The following is a 17,272-nucleotide window of genomic DNA, read 5'->3' on the forward strand; positions in this document are numbered from 1 at the left end:
GTCGTTTCGAAGCGGATGGATTGCCGGGTCAAGCCCGGCAATGACGGCCGAGATGTGTGAATCCAGTAGGGTTTGTCCGGCAATCCATCCTTTAAAAGAGTCGTCCACGGTGATGGATACGCGGGTCAAGCCCGCGTATGACGGGATATGTGCATCCGCTGGCGCGCAGGCGGGGACCATAGCCTCCGTCGTGGAAGGTGGCAGCCCGCGGAAGCCACTTGCCAGATCAGGACCGCAGCGGCTGGCGGTCCGCCTGCGCGGGGACGACGAACTAGTGCAGCGCATTATACCCGGCGCTTCCCGCCAGATAGATTCCGAGCAGGATCATGGCAATCAAGAACCAGCGCCGGAATGCTTCCGGCTGCAGTCGCGAGCGCACGGCCTGGCCGATCAACATGCCCGTAAAGGCGCCGGCCATGGCGACGGCGCCGGGCACGGTGGTCGAGGTGTTCAGCAGTCCGGCGCTGGTGAGGTTGAAGGCGAGCGCCAGCGTGGCGACGGTGAAGAACACGCCGAGCGCCTGCACCAGTTCGTCCTTTTCCATGCCGATCGCCTGCATGAACGGCATCGATGGAATGACCTGAACGCCGGTCGCCGCCGAGACCACGCCGGTGATCAGGCCGACGATGCCGCCGACCCATTTCTCGTCCGATCGCGCGACATGGAAACTGAATTTGCTCAAGCCGACGACGGCGTAGGTCACCAGCAGCACGCCGAGCACGATGGTGCCGTAGCGCGCATAAGGTCCGGTCATCAGCCCCGCGCCGCACCAGATGCCGATGGCGGTACCCACCATCAGCGGCCACAGCCTGCGGGTGATGTCGCGCAAATAAGGACCGACGATCGTCTGCCAGATATTGGTGACGATGGCGGGCACGATGACGATGGCCAGTGCATGCGCCGGCGGCATCGATACCGCTAGCAGCCCCATCGCCACCGTGGGCAGGCCGAGACCGATCACGCCCTTGACGAAGCCCGCGAGCAGAAACACCGCGGCGATGGCAATCAGGAGGGGGTCGACCATGCGCTGACATAGACCGATTGGCGCAGCGCGCACAATCCACGCTGGCGAATGCGACGCCAGCGTTGCGGGACGGGGCCGCGTCGCAGGGTGGGAACGGCGCAAGCGCGCCTTTGCCACGGTACGATTCTGCGTGGGCCGCTACGGCAGCGTCGCCGCACCATCGAGCGTCTGATGCTGCGCGGTGCGGACTGTCCGCGCTTACTTTGCCGACGCCAACCCGGCGGCGCTGATCACCTTTCCCCATTTGATGAATTCGCTGCCGATGAAGGCGCGAAAATGCTCGGGCGTGTCGCCAACCACCGTCAGGCCCTGACCGGCAAGTTTTTCCTGCACCGCTGGATCGCCCATCGCCGCGGTCGCGATCCTGTTAAGGCTTGCTACGATGGCGGGCGGCGTTCCCGCCGGGGCGATCATGCCGTACCAGTTCTCGATCAGGAGATCGGGCATGCCGACTTCGGCGGTGGTGGGCACATCGGGCGCGCTCGGCGCGCGCGCGGGCGCGCCGAGCGCGATTGGCCGCAGCGACCCGGCCTTGATGTGCGGCAGGATCACCGGCAAATCGAGGAACGTCATCTGAACTTGCTGGCCGAGCAGGTCGTTGATGGCAGGCGCGGCTCCCCGATAGGGCACATGCACGACGTCGATCTTTGCGGTCAATTTGAACAGTTCGCCGGCCAGATGCGGCATACCGCCGATGCCGGCGGAAGCGAAATTCAGTTTGCCGGGCTGCGCCCTGGCGAGCGCGACCAGTTCAGCCATATTTGTTGCGGGAACATTGCTCGCGACGACCAGCATTTCCGGCACCGTTACGACCAGCGTGACCGGTGCAAAGTCCTTCATGACATCGTAAGCGACTTTTTCCATCGAGGGGCTGATGACGAGCGCGCTCGCGCTTACGATTCCGATGGTGTAGCCGTCGGGCGCGGCTTTCGCGACCGCGTCGGTGCCCAGGACGCCGGCCTGGCCGCCGCGATTGTCGATCACGACCGGCTGTCTGGTCAGTTCCGACATGCGCTGGCCGACGACGCGCGCGATGATATCGTTGGGCCCGCCGGCCGGGAACGGCACGATCAGCTTGATCGGCCTTGCCGGAAAATCCTGCGCCGCCGACAATGCCGGAAATAGCAGCACGGACAGTCCGGCCAGCAGCGCCCGGAGAATTTTCATGGAAGCCTTCTCATCGCGAAAACCGGGGTCGAAGGGATCGAACTCGAAGCCGGGCGCCCCAGCATGACGGATTCGCTCGCGCTCCTTGTGCCCTGGCTGACCGAGGCGGCAGCCTTCATACGTTCAACGCCGAAACCTAGCTTGCGAGCACCTTCATCGCAGCCTCATGCACGCGCGGATCGCCGGCGGCGACGATGCGGCCGCCGTTCTGCGCGGGTCTACCCTCCCATGTCGTGACCACGCCGCCGGCCCCGGTGATGATCGGGATCAATGCGGCGATGTCGTAGGGCTTCAGTTCGGTCTCCACCACGAGATCGAGATGGCCGGCGGCAAGCATGCAATAGGAATAACAGTCGCCGCCGTAGCGGGTCAGCCGCACCCCGGCTTCGACGCGGTTGAACGCGGCGCGGTCGGCGGTGTTCATCAGCAGCGGACTGGTTGTGAACGCGGTCGCTTCCTTCAACGACGCGCAGCGCCGCACCGCCAGTTTCCGCTCGCCGGTCGGGCCCTGATACCGGGCCGAGCCGCTGTCGCCCGAGAAACGCTCGCCGATGTAGGGCTGATGCATCATTCCGAACACCGGTATGCCGCGGTGCAGCAGCGCGATCAGCGTGCCCCAGATCGGAAAACCCGCGATGAAGGATTTCGTACCGTCGATCGGATCCAGCACCCAGACGTATTCCGCCTCCTCCCGCTCGTTGCCGAATTCCTCGCCAACGATGCCGTGCTGAGGGAAATTCGCCTTGATCAGGCGGCGCATCACCGCCTCGGCCGCCCGGTCGGCTTCGGTCACCGGATCGAAGCCATGGGTGGTGCTTTTGTTGTCGATGCCGAGCGAAGTCCGGAAAAAGGGCAGGATGGTTTCGCCGGAGGCGGTCGCAAGCCGGCCGATAAAGGCTGTGAAATCGATCACCGTCACGGCTGTTTCCTGATCAGAGCGGGTCGGGGGCGAAGCGGAGCGGCGCTGTGGCACCGAACGGGTATACATTGGCGGGTTGCAGCGCCACCCGCACCGCGGCGTTATTTCGGACGGTTTCGAATTCACCTGCGAAGTCGTGTATTTTTTGGAAATACCGGCGATCACGAAATCGAGAGCACAAGGTTTATGCACAAGCGAATGATGCATCAGACGTCGCCATTTTTTGTTATCTATTTGAAAAAGCTGTGCAAAAAAGATTGAGCCGGGATGAACCGCGGCATTCGCGATTTCCACCCGGAATCATCGAAAGCCCTTGCGCTTTGTGCAGCGCGGTCGCATATTGTTGCGGTGCGGTAGCGCCTTTGCGCTATCGCTGCCCTCCTTGGGCGTTTCCTCCCTAGACTTGGGCCGCTTGTATTCGCAAGCGGCCCTTTTTTTTGGCTGCCGTCGATCCAGGGCGCACGACCGAAATTCAGGCGTCATTGCGCGGTGTCCGGATGCCGGGTTTGTTCGCCTCGCTCTCGCCCGGCATGACTATGTCGACCCGAGCGCCGGGTTATTGCGGCTTCTTTGCTCGCTTCTTTGTTTTCTTTTTCAGCATCTCGGCCTGCGCGCGATAGCCGCTGGCGAGATTAAGCAAGCTCTGCGAGGCTTCGCCGTCCTTTATCGTCGAAGCAAGCCGTTCGGCCTTGTCCGCCTGCTTCCGGAAATATTTTGTTTCTTTGATCATCGCCGCTCACGATTGCTGCTTGGGATGATGAGTCGGCGCGGTCATTCCGCTGCGGCCTGGAATGGCCCGAGATCGACGAGCGGGATCGCCGCCAGCGCATCGGCGAGCGCGGCAAAATCCGCAATCACCTGCGCAAACCGCGCGCCGCGTTCGCGCCGCCGTTCGTCCATATAGATTGCGCGGTTGAGTTCGAGCTGGACGGTGTGCAACCCGCTGGCGGGATTGCCGTAATGCTCGGTGATGAAGCCGCCGGCATAGGGCTTGTTGCGGCCGATCGAATAGCCCAGCGCCGCCATGGTGTCCTCGACCACGTCGGGTAACAGCGACGCGCAACTGGTTCCATAACGGTCGCCGATCACCACATCCGGCCGCCGCGGCTCGTCGCGCGAAATGCCGATCGACGGCATCGAATGGCAGTCCACCAGGATCACCGTGCCGAATGCCTGATGCGCCTTGTTGATCAGCCGCCGCAGCGCGCGGTGGTAAGGCTTGTACAGCCCCTCGATCCTCAAAAGCGCCTCGTCGACGCTGAGGCGCTCGCGATAGATTTCCTGTCCATCGCCGACCACGCGGGGAATGGTGCCGAGACCGCCGGCGACCCGCATCGACCGGGTATTGGCGAAGCTCGGCAGCCGCCCGGAAAACATCCGCGGATCGAGTTCATAGGGCTCGCGATTGACGTCGACATAGGAGCGCGGAAAATTGACTTTGACCGTCGGGAAGCCGCGGCCGCTCAAATCCCCAATCAACTCGTCCATGAACGAATCCTCGGAGCGGCGCAGGCCGGCAAGGTCGATCCGCGACGCGCGGAGGAATTCGCTCGGATAGACTGATCCTGAGTGCGGAGAATTAAAGATGATCGGCGCCCGCCACATGGGCGGCTCGATCACCTCGAACGGAGGCGACAGTTCACCGTTGGATTGGGTCATCGTCGGGGGCCGTCCCTTTAATGCCGCGCGGGGTGCAGTCGTCGATTCGGCCATAAAACCGCGGGTTTTATGAGGGCTCATTGTCGGTAATCACAGCCGATCTGCCAAGCAAAAAAGTTTTGCGCGGTCAAGAACGTCTTCCGGATATGCCAGAACGCGCTGGTTCATTGATTCGGCAGTTATTCCGGCGCAAGATCGTGCGCCCTTGGCAAGGACCGGCGTGTTCGGACCTTCACCCGAAATTTACCAGCCATCGGGCTAAGTGAGCAGGTTGATCCTCCATCACGGATTCGATGACCAGTCGCCATGCACAAGATCCTCCTCGCCGAAGACGACAACGACATGCGCCGGTTCCTGGTCAAGGCGCTGGAAAATGCCGGCTTTCAGGTCTCGCCCCATGACAACGGGCTGTCGGCCTATCAGCGGCTGCGTGAAGAGCCGTTCGAGATGCTTCTCACCGACATCGTGATGCCCGAGATGGACGGCATCGAACTGGCCCGCCGCGCCAGCGAACTCGATCCCGATATCAAGATCATGTTCATCACCGGCTTTGCCGCGGTGGCGCTGAATTCCGATTCCGATGCGCCGAAAAACGCCAAGGTGCTGTCGAAACCGGTGCATTTGCGCGAATTGGTCAGCGAAGTTAACAAGATGCTGGCGGCCTGAAAACTCGCCGAATCAGCTCCAAAACCTCGTCTGCCGTCCTTGTCTCACCCGATTTGAGCCGGTATACGGATGCAACCCGTCATCATCGGCTCAGGGCGCGTAGCTCAGCGGGAGAGCACCTCGTTGACATCGAGGGGGTCACAGGTTCGATCCCTGTCGCGCCCACCACCTGCACTCTTAAGTTGTTTAGATTGTAAGCCGCGCGTCGCAGCCCGCGCTGCATCGCGTATGACAGGAACTTTTGGTACCGGGGGCGGTTCGATTCCCACCTTGCAGCTTATCAACCGGCTCACAGCGCCGGCCGTGCCCATGACGGAAAAGAGGGTTATGGTTCCAAAATGGTAGCCGGCGTTCTGGCGAATCATCTCGGTGGGGCGAGGAGGACTTTGAAGTGCCGAAAGCCGCTATTTTCGATCTGGACGGCACGCTTCTGGATTCGGTGGATCTCCACGCGATCGCGTGGCAGGAAGCGCTGATCAAGTTCGGCCACGATGTGAGCTTCGAACAGGCTCGAAGCCAGATAGGCAAGGGGGGAGACAAGCTCATTCCCGTCTTTCTGTCCGCCGAGGAACAACAGGATCACGGCAAGGAATTGGAAGCGTGGCGCGGCAATCACTTCAAGACCGAGTATATGCCGCTGGTGCGTCCCTTCTCGGCGGTCCCGAACCTTTTGCGACGCGCGCGCGATGCCGGACTTCGGATCGCCGTTGCTTCTTCAGCCAAAAAGGATGAAGTCGACACGTACCTCGACATCGCCGGCATCGCCGACCTAGTAGACCTGACGACGTCTTCCGATGATGCAGAGGAATCCAAACCGGCGCCGGACATCTTCGAGATCGTTCTCAAAAAGCTCGATATCGACGGGACGGACGCCGTTGCGATTGGTGATACGCCTTATGACGCCGAAGCAGCGGGAAGGGCGAAAATCGCCACCATCGGCGTGCTTTGCGGAGGGTTCACGGAGAATTCGCTACGGCAAGCCGGATGCGTAGAGATCTATCCCGGACCGGCAACGCTGTTTGCACGCTTCACGGACTCCCTGCTTGCGAGTTCGGCACGGCCGGCTGACGGCAAGCCAGCGGGCAGCAGATAAGGCCGGGATCCAGCCGAGCCGACACCGCGTGTGAGAACGATGCCCAAGGATGTGCGCGCGGGATCTCATACGGGATGAAACCGAGGCATGCCGGGCATACCGGGTCCTGGCTCCGGCGTCATTGAATCCGGCGCCGCATGCTGACAATCTCCGTGATGCTCCAAGGCGCGCTCAACGCTTTGTTTGCGGGAGGGAACACATGGCGAATTGTCGTTGTTTTGTCGCAGCCGCATTTTTCGCCGCGCTCGCGGTTTCGCCCGTCCGGGCCCAGGATTATCCATCGCGTTTGGTGCATCTCATCGTGCCGCAAGCCGCAGGTGGTGGGACCGATACATTCGCGCGTGCGGTCGGGCAGAAACTCGGCGAGCGCTGGCGACAATCCGTGGTAATTGAAAACAAGCCCGGAGCGGGAGGCGTGGTCGGAACCGATTTCGTCGCGAAGTCTGCTGCCGACGGATACACGTTGCTCGTCACCTATGAAGGCTCGCAGGCGATCAATCAGAGCCTTTATGAACGATTGCCGTTCGATTCGCTGCAGGACTTCGTCCCCATCGCGACGATCGCGGCGACGCCCTTCATTTTGATTGTCGGTCCGCGCTTGGAGGCAAGAACGCTCCAGCAGTTCATTTCGTTCGCCCGCGCCAATCCCGACAGGCTGACTTATGGCTCCGCTGGAAACGGCTCCGTCAATCATCTGCTCGGAGAAATGCTCAAAACCGAGGCCGACATCCGCATTGTGCACATTCCTTACAAGGGGGCTTCGGCGGCGATAGCCGATGTGATGGGCGGACATGTCGATGCGGCGTTCGCCAGCGTCCCTTCGGTGATCTCGAGCGTGCAAAGCAACGTGGTGCATGCATTGGCCGTGAGCAGTGCCAAACGCATTGCGGTGGCGCCGGACATACCGGCCATAGCCGAGGCGGGTTTTGAGAAATTCGACGTCAATCCCTGGTGGGGGATCCTGGCGCCGGCCGGAACCAGCCCCGCCATCGCGCAGAAGATAAGCGCGGACATCGCCGATATATTGAGGACGCCGGAGATGGAGCAGCTGCTGGCAAAGCAGGGGGCTACGCCTTTGATCCGCTCTCCGGAGGCGTTCCGCAATCTTCTTGCGCAAGACATCGAGAAGTGGAGGAAGGTGGTAAGGGCTTCAGGAGCAACGATCAATTAGGTCCGAGCCTTTGCTCTCCGGCGATAGCTGCGGTTTCGCAGGCCCATCATCGCCGGGCGACGGTTCGCGCCCGATCCCGTCATTATCGGAAATTCAATCCGAGCATTTGCAGGGGGTCACCGTTCAACGCATCCCGAAAATCTTGCCAGACCAGCTGCGAATAACTCTTATTGTCCGGACGCCGTACCGGAAATATTCGTCCTGCGGCTTTGTTGGTGAACAGGCTTCCGTAACCATTCAACAGGGCAAGCTCCAGATGACGGACATCCGGCAGGCTGGCTTTCTTGAATCCGTGATCGGCAACAATCGCAACCATCTCATCCCGGACTGCATCTCCAAGCGCGGCAATGGCCGGGACGAGGTCGAACATCTGAAGGCACCGGCGGTATTCTGCGACAGATCGAAAGAGATCATCCTGAGGCCATCCGTTCCGATCAGCCACAAGGCCGTTGAAGAGCCGGCAAAGCTCAATGACCGTCCCATCGTGGCGGGCGTTATCGCGGATCTGACGGGAGTCCAGCAGCTTGACGGCAGCTTCCCGCAGCCCCGCTGCACGCAGAAGCTCGGGGAGAACACTGCCTTCGGTCGCCATGGCTGTATCATAGGAGACGGCGGCGACCCGGCAGTTTCCGCTTGAGACGGCTCGGTCCAGTACCAAGTCGAACCGGTAGTCCGGATGTTCACTGTCGCAATGTGCAACCGCCTGCACATAGGAGTCGAAGGTCTGAGTGTCGCGCCGAGAGCAATTCTGCGACCACCGCGACGGGAAGTAGTCCCACCAATGCCGAAAGCAGAAAAGATATGTGAGGTCCTGGTGCGACAGGGATGCCGTCAATGTCCGGAACTGTTTGACCGACAGGGTCGACACTACTTCACTGGAGAAAATGACGGTTTCAGCTCCCATCTGCCTGGCCTGGTCCAGGCATTCAAGGCAGGTGTCCGGTACCCAATCGGCCCTTTTCACGTTCAGCATCTGATGATGTGTCTCTTCCACATCGGGGTAGCAGATGCCCTCCTTGAGAAGCGCGTTGCGGTTTGCCGCAAGCAGGTGCTGCAAGGAAGTCGTGCCCGTTTTATGCATGCCGCCATGAACAATGATGCGCAGCGGTCCGGTCGAACGAGAAATCATCATGCTCCCGCGCTTACAGCCAAGCTCCACGCCTCGCAATACTAAGGCACGACCAGGCTGCAATACTGGTTCTGAAAAATGACCTTGCGACCGACCATGAACTGATCGATTCGCGCGGTTTGCTCCGGCCGGTACTTTTGTTCCTGCGCTGGACGACAATCGATAATGCCGCCCAACCGGGCGCCGTCCAGGAATGACTGCGGATCAGCGAGGATCTTTTCGAATGTCGGCCGCGGCGTGAACCTGGGGAGCATCAGTGATTTTCTTTCGCTGTAGAACGGAATGACCGATGACCAGTCGCCGCCAATGACGAGCAGGCTTTCTTCGGGTTTCGTTGCCTCCTTCGCAGCCAAGGCGATTAAAACAGGCGGCGAATTGATATTATCGTTGGCGACGGCATTCCAGTAAAACTCGTGAAAATAGTGCAGTTGCGATGCGACAATGCAGAACAGGACCGCAAGCGCTGTTTTGGACCATCCTTTGTCACTCAAACTGGCAACCGCCAGGCCTGCGGCAACGCAGGCGAAGATCGCATTTGATGATTGATAATAGGTATGAACAATATGCAGGTTAGTGAAAACCAAAAACGCCGAGAGGTAGCCTGCGACGGCAAACAGGATCGCAGTTCTGTATCTGCTTCCGATAAAGCACAGCACCATCAGCACGGGAAGGACGAAGCCGATATAGCCGAATGTCTCCTTGAGCGAGCGTGATATCGTATCTTTCAGGGCAAAGCGTTGCGCCAAGGTTCCGAAATTCCACGCCGTTAGCGCTCCCGAACTCAGCTGTAAGCCGTACGCATTTGCAGCCTTGAGATGGTCCGAGACGGCAACCCATGCGGCGCCGATCAATAATGGAAACAGGCAAAGCAGCCCTTGCTTGAACAGCCGGTAACCTGAAATGGCGGATCGATCGCCGCGCAACCCGATCCAGGCGTCAAAAAGGTAAACTGCGCCGGCGATCGGACCGATGCTTAAAAAAGTTGTCGATTTCGTCAGCACGGCCAGGCAGCCGCAACCAAGCGTGGCGATCCACTGCAAAGGGGTGGGATTGGTCCTGCCGCGGATAAACCCGGCGAGCCAGCAGAGCGAAAACAACAGCGCGGTGGTCTCGATCATGAATGTTCGGGACCAGTAGGTATAAAACGGGCAGGCAAAATAGACGATGGAAACCACAAGTACGGCGCGCCGGGGGATTTGCAGATCCCGCGCCATCATGGTTAGCGGGAGCAGGCAACCGACATATGCGCTGAACGCAATGAGCCGGCCCGCGACGATCAATGGCGCGCCGGCTTTTGTTAGAAACACGACCAGCCATTGATAAATCGGATATTCGAACGGGACCGACCAGGGCGCCCCGAGCGCAGGGGTAATATAGGCAAAGGCATGTGGTTCTTTGATCAACCAATACGCGGTGAGGGCAGTCTGCGTTTGGCGGAATCCAAAAAGATCGTTGATGCCGTTGTTAAGGCCGTGGAGCAGAACAAAAAGGTTGAAACAGAGCAAGGCAGCGGCCAGCAGCCAAAGCGTCGTTTCCGACCAATCGCGGCGGCCCGCCGCAATATGCGGAGTCAGGCTCATAGCAGAGCGGAATCTCTTCCGGGCCGCGCTCGGCTGGGACCGAAGATCTGCATTGCAACTGGCCGTCGTGCCGGCGGCGCAGAAGCATTGCTTGCCATGGACGGCATAATAGCATTCCTTCTTTCGCCGCAAGCCTGCCGGCCTGTTTAGCGCAATTTATGCGGCGCATCGGGTTTTTTTGGCTGCCGGAAATCCCGTTTCCGCCCTGCGAAAAACCGCCAAATAATATTGCGCCCGGGAATCAGGAGCTTTGCCGAAGCCGCGGTTTCAGGCCGAGGCATAACCGTTGCGGGTTTGATCGGAGCGCGTCAATTGCCGGCTGCATTCGCCCGGGGGCAGTGTCCCCGGTCCGGCGGCCGATCCTAGTCCAGAGTGCACGACAGCGCCGGCTTGCCGTCCTGCCACAGCAGCGGCGAGATTTGATCAGCGACCCGTGCTGCTTCGATGCGGCCGACGATCACGTCATGACTGCCATAAGCCAGGCTGCCGTCAAGGCGGCAGAGCAGCGTCGCCTGGCTGCCAGCCAGACAGGGCAGGCCATCGATATCCTCCCATTGCCCGTGCCGGAAACGCGCCGCGCCTTTTTCCTGACCGCTGAAAATCGGAATCAGGTTGCCCTGTCTTGCTTCCAGCAAATTGACCGAGAAACGTTCGTGAGACATCAGCGGGCCGAAAATGCTCGCGGAACGGCTCACGCACGCGACGATCGCCGGTGGATCGCAGCAGAGCGAGTTGACCGTTGTCGCGACCATTCCCACATAGTCGCCGCCGTCGACGGTGGCTATGATGGACACGGTCGATGTCAGCCGGCGCATCGCTTTGCGAAAGTCGGTGAACATCGCGTCCGCATCGCCGGCCAAATTGCCGGCGGAGGATGTAAAGCCATTGCCGCCGGAGCCGGTGCTCTTCAGCATACCCGAAACCGATACATCTCCGGTACGAACTGCGGACCACCGAGTTACCATTGCCCACCTGTCGCCATCTATTGCCCAATGTAACACGTACGGTGTCGATCACATGTCATCGTACTGCGCGCCGATTTTCGATGCGCGCTATTGATATAACCGCGGATCGGGTTTCTCCGCCGCGGGATGATAAAATGAAGCACGCTGTTCGCGATTGCCTGCGAGCGCCATCAGCGGCAGCGTCTTGATGCCGCGCCACGTCAACGACGCGGCAATCTTGCCCAGCGACCGTGCGCGAGCGAGAGAGTCGTGATTGATCTCGATCTCGATGGCCAGCGCCGGCACGTTTTCGATCGGCTGCGGAAAACCGAGCGGACGAATGACGAAACCCGCCTCCTGAAACCGCGGCAGCCACCACATTTCGATCACCGCGGTGACGCGGACGATCCCGACGCTAAGACAGAACTCCTGCACAGCGGCCAGCAGTTCGAAATAGGTCCGTCCGCAACGATACTCCTTTACCACAAAAAAGCGGGACCATTCGAATATGTCGGGCGCGCTCGGTATTGGGCCACGCGTCACCAGATGGGGAAACACCTCGCTGATCATGTGCGGGCGCACGGTCGGAAACAACCTGTGGCCGCCGACCACACGGCTGCCGTCCATGGCAAGCATGTAGATGGTATCCGCCCTGTCATACGCGTCGGCCTCCCGCCCGTCTGGATGCAGCAGCCTCCGCCAACCGCGTTCCTCGACGAAAATTTTATGGCGGATGAAATGATGTTCTTCGATCGCATTCACATAGTGTCGCCTGTTAGCGGCCGTCACCACATGGATCATAACGCTCCCTCCGTTGCGCGAATTGAGAGTGCGCGACCGGAGAATGGCGCTTACGCCGGCCGATCCAAATGGCAAAGGGTGGGAATTGACGGCGGCAACCGCTACCACGGAATTTCGTGGCGCCGGATCGCTTCGGCGACCGCCTGGGTCTTGTTTGAAGCGTTCAGCTTGCGGGCGGCGGAGGCGGCGTGCTTGTTCACCGTGTCTTCGGCGATGCCGAGAATGCAGCTTACTTCCCAGGCCGATTTCCCGGCGGCCGTCCAGGCGATCACCTCGCGCTCTCGAGAGGTCAGCCGGCAAACGGCCGACAGCGGAAACGGTTCCGGGGCGTGCCGCACCTTGTTGAGGGCATAGACCGACATCAAGTGTAAACCGGCTTTTGCCCGGGGCGACAAATCGATTTTCTCTCCGCCCATGGAAACGCACCAATCGTGCCCGAACAGGCCATGGATGGGAACACATAATCCCTGTCTCATACCGAATGCGGTCGCGGCACTCATGATCTCCGAAGACCGCGGCTGTTTGTCCGGGTCGTAACGGGCTTCACACCATTCGAACGGTTCCACGGTTAACCGACACAACCGGCCCACCGGATCGTCCAATATATAGTTCTCGCGTGTATAGATCCGGAACCACTCTTCCGGCCAGTGTTTCAGCAGGATCTTTTGCTCGAAGCGCTCGGTCAGGTCGGGAAGTCCCGTGAGGATGGATGTCGTATACCCATACCGTTCGAGCGCCGCGTGAAACAGGTCGATGATTTCGGCTGGCTCGGATACCAACAGAATACGATCGATAAAATCAAAGGCATCGCGGCCATAGTCTAACGTCACTTTAGTCTCCACCTGACCGATATCTCTTTTTCTTGGTTCCTGGACTGATGCAGTGGACCTGTCGGCGTAGGTAGTTTAAGGCATTTCTCCTGTTTTAACTGATAAACCTGCCGTGAGTTCAAGACGCAAATCGACGCGGACCGAAGCGTCGTCGTTAAAAAGCGCATAGGCCGATTATATAGGAAAACGAAAGCTATCTCACAATCGTTCCGATTGCACCGCGTTAATTACGACGGAAGTCCCGGTAGCCAAAGGCCGCGAAAATAAAAATGAGTGAAACATATGTTTGGCAATTGGTCATAAATACTGTCCTTATTCCGCATTTTTTTATCCCGTCTTACATAGGATAAAGATCGCCAAACGGCATCGCCTTAAGCAGAAAGACCATAGTCCCTGCCGGCTTGAAGAAATATCTTACTGTCGCACCCGCTTCCGATGTAAAGCCGTCGATTGAGGCGCAACCATAGGTGCAGCGCACCAAAACAGATCAGCCACGTAAATGTGTTTGAAATGCTGATGGATGATGTCGCCAGCGCCGTAGCGACGGCCACGATGGCAAGAGTTGGGGGGTTGGCTGGTCAACCCCGATCCTCTACCTCTCGTTGAATAGCCGATTAGCTATCTATAGTTGGATCGGAACCGGTCATGGGTATTCAGCGCAGCGCGTCGGTAAAAGCGGGAAACTCTCCCGGGAGGTCCAAAGGCGTTTGGAACAACGCAGAGGCATACGAGCTGTACATCGGTCGTTGGGGCAGGCTCGCCGCACGCAAATTCATCGCTTGGCTGGCGCCTCCGTCCGATCTGAAATGGCTGGATGTCGGCTGTGGGACGGGCGCCCTCAGTGAAGCCATCATCGCAACGTCGCCTCGGTCGGTTACCGCTGTCGATCGATCCGAAAGTTACCTGCAACTGGCGGACAAGATGCTCGCCGGAACCGGCGTGAAATGGACGATCGGGGACGCCCAGGACCTGCAATTCGCGGATGGCGCGTTTGACGCTGCCGTTTCGGCTTCAATGCTCAACTTTCTTGCCGATCCGTCCCTGGCGGCAAGAGAGATGTGCCGGGTGACGCGTTCGGGCGGTCAGGTGGCCGCCTACATCTGGGATTACGCCGAGGGAATGCAGTATCTGCGCGCAATCTGGTCGGTAGCGTTCAAACTGGATTCGGGTGCGATCCACCATGACGAAGGCCATCGCTCGTCGATACGGTCGATCGGCGATATGGAGAACCTGTTCGCAGCGTGCGGACTTGGTCAGGTCGAGACCCTGAAGATTCAAATCCCGACGCGCTTTGCGGATTTCGACGCCTATTGGCAACCCTTCCTCGGCGGGCAGGGGACAGTCTCAAGCTATGTCTGCGGACTGGACAAACAGCTTTGCGAAGAACTTCGCGAAGGGGTGCGCCGTACGATTCCGACCGCTTCCGACGGAAGCATTTCGTTGACTGCCCAGGCCCTCGCGGTGCGAGGCAAACGGCTATGACGGGAAACCACCGATCTGCAGTGCGGTCGAACATTCTCCGCCGGATGTTGCGCAGCGCAGATCGATGGCTCGCTCTCAAAGCTGCGCGGGGCAGTCTCGTGCCGGTCATCGGCATGCGGGGCGCTGCAGATAGTCTTGGGAGAAAGCAATGAACAGCGCAGGTGCCAGCGAGCTGAACACGAAAATCGCCATCGCCGACGAGGACGAGCCGCATGCCGCGGTATCGTTGCAGCCGGAATCGCGTAGGAAACCGGCGCGGGTTATTGTCGATGATGCGGAAGCGATTGCGACTGCCGAAAGGCTTGCCGCTACCATCGCAGGTGACGCTGCCGATCGCGACCGGAATCGGCGCCTGCCATACGATGAGATGAAGTTGTTCGCGGAAGGCGGGCTCCTGGGAGCGAGCATTCCAAAGCAATGGGGAGGCGCCGAGGTGTCGATTACGACGCTAGGTACCGTGATGCGCACGATTGCGGCCGCCGATCCCAATATTGCGCAGATACCAAAGAACCACTTTCTTGCCATCGACATCATGTTGCTGAACGGCACGGACGCGCAGAAGAAGGTGCTGTTCGACGAGATTCTGAGCGGCGCGTTGATTGGACACGCCGCGTCCGAGCGCGGCACAAAAAACGTGCTCGAGATCAAGACCCGCCTGACAAGGAACGGCGCGGGACTGAAGCTGAACGGCGAGAAATTCTATACCACCGGAGCGCTTTACTGCGACTGGATCGCGGTCAGCGCGATCGACGATGCCGGCCGCTACGTCCTGGCTTTCGTGCCGCGCCATCAGCAGGGGGTCACGATCATCGACGATTGGTCGGGATTCGGCCAGCGAACGACGGCGAGCGGAACCGGCAAATTCAACGACGTTCTCGTGGATCCCGAGCGCGTCGTTTCCCTCGAGGATGCCTATGTCAAGCCGACCCTGGCGGGTCCGGTGTCGCAGTATCTCCACGCCTGCATTGACGCGGGGATAGCGGGAGCCGCGATCAATGAGGCGATGCAGTTCGTCAATACCAAGGCGCGGCCCTGGGCGGACAGCGGCGTCAGCCGTGCCTGCGAGGATCCTTATATCATCAGCGCCATCGGCGACCTGAAGATCCGGCTGTTCGCGGCCGAGGCGTCGCTGGAAAAAGCCGGCCATCGCCTCGATCAGTTCGCTGCCGCCGCTCCGAGCGAGGACGACGTCGCGGTGGCGTCCGTGAACGTCGCGATCGTCAAGGTGCTTACGACCGAACTGGCTATTCTCGCCACCAACAAGATGTTCGAACTGTCCGGCGCGAGCGCAACACTGGCGGCCTACAATCTCGATCGCCATTGGAGAAACGCCCGCACACACACCCTGCACGATCCGGTCCGCTGGAAGTACAATGTGGTCGGCGATTTCTTCCTCAACTGCGTCAATCCGAGGCGTCATAACTACGTGTAGGCGGATCTGGCGACCTCCGAGCCATGAGCCCGTTACGACAAAATCCCAACGCGAGAACGACATCATGCACTACCAATGTGCCGGCATCGGTGTAGGTCCTTCGAATCTGAGCTTGGCATCGCTGCTGCATGACCACGCGGAGATCAGAAATATTTTCATTGATAAGAAGCCGAAGTTTTCCTGGCATGATGGAATGCGATTTCCCGAAGCCACCCTTCAAGTCGCCATCTTCAAGGATCTCGTAACACTGGCCGAACCCACCAGCAGCTTCTCGTTCATATCGTATCTGCATTCCCAGGGAAAAATATACCATTTCCTCAACGCGCAATTCGAGAGCCTGCCGCGCCGGGAATTCTCGAACTATTTCGAATGGGCCTGCGAGAGAAACGCCAATATTCATCTGTCCGAGGAGGTGGAACGCGTCGGCTTCGACGGCGTCTTCACCATCGAAACCACGCGGCGCCGCATCACGGCCGACAACATCAGCGTCGGCGTCGGTGTCGAGCCGAAAATGCCGAAGTTTGCCCGCCACAGCGCGGATGGTACCAGCTTCCACGTCGCCGATTTTATTCCGAACGCGGGCAAGTGTGCAGGCAAGAGCGTCGTCGTCGTTGGCGGCGGACAGTCAGGAGCCGAGGCGGTGCTTGCGTTGATCTCCGAAAACTGCGGCCACATCCCTCGACAGGTCTGCTGGATATCGTCGCGCGATAACTTTCTTCCCATGGACAATTCGTGCTTTACCAACGACTACTTTACGCCCGGCCATTCTGATTATTTCTTCCAGCAGAGCCGCCAGAGCAAGGCTGGATTTGTCGAACGCAACATCCTGGCCAGCGACGGCATATCGGAGCGGCTGTTGCGGCAAATATATCAGCGGATTTATACCCTGCGTTTCATCGATGCGTCGTTGCCCGACATCGCGCTGATGCCCGACCGCGTCGTGGTGCAAGTCGCGCAGGACGGGACGCAGTGGAAGTTGATCGTGGACCATCGGACGAGTGGGGCGAGGGAAATCATCGGTGCCGACGTCGTGATCTGGGCGACCGGGTTCCGCTCGGCGCGCATGGACTTTCTGGCGCCGATCCTGTCACGCATCCAGCAGCACGATGGCGAACTTCTGATAGACGATGAATTCGCGGCAGTTTGGGACGGTCCACCGGGGCGTGGCATCTTCGTGCTCAACGGCGCGCGCCGTCAGCGCGGTCTTGCCGATCCAAATCTGAGCCTGACGGCATGGCGAAGCCAGCGGGTCGTCGATTGTATTCGCGGCGTGCGTAACGCGGGCGTCGCTCAGATCCCCTCATTCGTTACCTGGGCGGCGGCGTCGCCGGCGCAGAACCGCAAGGCGGTTTGAGGATCGCAATATGCCGGAACG

The 17,272-nt window shown here is 59.7% G+C and carries 16 protein-coding genes and 1 tRNA gene; 7 read left to right on the forward strand and 10 right to left on the reverse strand.

What is annotated here, in order from left to right:
- Nucleotides 1-271 precede the first annotated feature (271 nt).
- The 5 genes from ACFE72_RS19785 to ACFE72_RS19805 form a co-directional block, all read right to left on the reverse strand.
- The gene (locus ACFE72_RS19785; protein WP_375414819.1) at nt 272-1,024 is read right to left on the reverse strand and encodes a sulfite exporter TauE/SafE family protein; all 753 of its coding nucleotides are present in this window, start codon (nt 1,022-1,024) and stop codon (nt 272-274) included.
- A gap of 198 nt (nt 1,025-1,222) precedes the next feature.
- Nucleotides 1,223-2,191 carry a Bug family tripartite tricarboxylate transporter substrate binding protein gene (locus ACFE72_RS19790; RefSeq protein WP_375414820.1) on the reverse strand — a complete coding sequence of 323 codons (969 nt, stop codon included), beginning with the start codon at nt 2,189-2,191 and terminating at the stop codon, nt 1,223-1,225.
- 136 nt (nt 2,192-2,327) lie between these two features.
- Nucleotides 2,328-3,110 (reverse strand): histidinol-phosphatase, encoded by a 783-nt coding sequence (hisN, locus tag ACFE72_RS19795; RefSeq protein ID WP_375414821.1) that lies wholly within the window; start codon nt 3,108-3,110, stop codon nt 2,328-2,330.
- Between the two features lie 556 nt (nt 3,111-3,666).
- Nucleotides 3,667-3,840 carry a hypothetical protein gene (locus ACFE72_RS19800; protein ID WP_375414822.1) on the reverse strand — a complete coding sequence of 58 codons (174 nt, stop codon included), beginning with the start codon at nt 3,838-3,840 and terminating at the stop codon, nt 3,667-3,669.
- Between the two features lie 41 nt (nt 3,841-3,881).
- On the reverse strand, nt 3,882-4,769 hold the full coding sequence (locus ACFE72_RS19805) for an N-formylglutamate amidohydrolase (RefSeq protein ID WP_375414823.1): 888 nt from the start codon (nt 4,767-4,769) through the stop codon (nt 3,882-3,884).
- A 306-nt stretch (nt 4,770-5,075) separates the two neighbouring features.
- On the opposite strand from ACFE72_RS19805, the gene cpdR reads away from it, so the two are divergent.
- From cpdR to ACFE72_RS19825, 4 genes are all read left to right on the forward strand, one after another.
- Complete coding sequence (gene cpdR / locus ACFE72_RS19810) at nt 5,076-5,435, forward strand: cell cycle two-component system response regulator CpdR (RefSeq protein ID WP_291572561.1); 360 nt, start codon at nt 5,076-5,078, stop codon at nt 5,433-5,435.
- Nucleotides 5,436-5,528: 93 nt separating this feature from the next.
- Nucleotides 5,529-5,603 (forward strand) — tRNA-Val (locus tag ACFE72_RS19815).
- 223 nt (nt 5,604-5,826) lie between these two features.
- Nucleotides 5,827-6,528, forward strand: coding sequence for an HAD family hydrolase (locus ACFE72_RS19820; RefSeq protein WP_375414824.1), 702 nt, complete (start codon nt 5,827-5,829; stop codon nt 6,526-6,528).
- A 289-nt stretch (nt 6,529-6,817) separates the two neighbouring features.
- Nucleotides 6,818-7,699 (forward strand): tripartite tricarboxylate transporter substrate binding protein, encoded by an 882-nt coding sequence (locus tag ACFE72_RS19825; protein WP_375414849.1) that lies wholly within the window; start codon nt 6,818-6,820, stop codon nt 7,697-7,699.
- Nucleotides 7,700-7,781: 82 nt separating this feature from the next.
- Here the strand turns inward: ACFE72_RS19825 and ACFE72_RS19830 are convergent, their stop codons facing one another.
- The 5 genes from ACFE72_RS19830 to ACFE72_RS19850 form a co-directional block, all read right to left on the reverse strand.
- On the reverse strand, nt 7,782-8,831 hold the full coding sequence (locus ACFE72_RS19830) for a hypothetical protein (protein WP_375414825.1): 1,050 nt from the start codon (nt 8,829-8,831) through the stop codon (nt 7,782-7,784).
- Between the two features lie 38 nt (nt 8,832-8,869).
- Entirely contained in the window at nt 8,870-10,408 is a 1,539-nt protein-coding gene (locus tag ACFE72_RS19835; RefSeq protein ID WP_375414826.1) for an ArnT family glycosyltransferase, read from the reverse strand.
- Between the two features lie 362 nt (nt 10,409-10,770).
- Nucleotides 10,771-11,322: a flavin reductase family protein gene (locus ACFE72_RS19840; protein WP_375414827.1), complete on the reverse strand. Its 552-nt coding sequence runs from the start codon at nt 11,320-11,322 to the stop codon at nt 10,771-10,773.
- A gap of 138 nt (nt 11,323-11,460) precedes the next feature.
- On the reverse strand, nt 11,461-12,114 hold the full coding sequence (locus tag ACFE72_RS19845) for an acyl-homoserine-lactone synthase (protein WP_375414828.1): 654 nt from the start codon (nt 12,112-12,114) through the stop codon (nt 11,461-11,463).
- Between the two features lie 140 nt (nt 12,115-12,254).
- The gene (locus ACFE72_RS19850) at nt 12,255-12,995 is read right to left on the reverse strand and encodes a LuxR family transcriptional regulator (RefSeq protein WP_375414829.1); all 741 of its coding nucleotides are present in this window, start codon (nt 12,993-12,995) and stop codon (nt 12,255-12,257) included.
- A gap of 633 nt (nt 12,996-13,628) precedes the next feature.
- Here ACFE72_RS19850 and ACFE72_RS19855 point away from each other — a divergent pair.
- The 3 genes from ACFE72_RS19855 to ACFE72_RS19865 all read left to right on the forward strand — a co-directional run bounded on the left by ACFE72_RS19855 (nt 13,629) and on the right by ACFE72_RS19865 (nt 17,251).
- Nucleotides 13,629-14,465 (forward strand): class I SAM-dependent methyltransferase, encoded by an 837-nt coding sequence (locus ACFE72_RS19855; protein WP_375414830.1) that lies wholly within the window; start codon nt 13,629-13,631, stop codon nt 14,463-14,465.
- A 148-nt stretch (nt 14,466-14,613) separates the two neighbouring features.
- Nucleotides 14,614-15,897 carry an SfnB family sulfur acquisition oxidoreductase gene (locus tag ACFE72_RS19860; protein ID WP_375414831.1) on the forward strand — a complete coding sequence of 428 codons (1,284 nt, stop codon included), beginning with the start codon at nt 14,614-14,616 and terminating at the stop codon, nt 15,895-15,897.
- Entirely contained in the window at nt 15,839-17,251 is a 1,413-nt protein-coding gene (locus tag ACFE72_RS19865) for a lysine N(6)-hydroxylase/L-ornithine N(5)-oxygenase family protein (RefSeq protein ID WP_375414832.1), read from the forward strand. Before ACFE72_RS19860 ends, ACFE72_RS19865 begins: the two co-directional genes overlap by 59 nt.
- Nucleotides 17,252-17,272 lie beyond the last annotated feature (21 nt).

It is taken from the genome of uncultured Bradyrhizobium sp., assembly GCF_964252615.1.
In the GTDB taxonomy this organism is placed as follows: Bacteria; Pseudomonadota; Alphaproteobacteria; order Rhizobiales; family Xanthobacteraceae; genus Bradyrhizobium.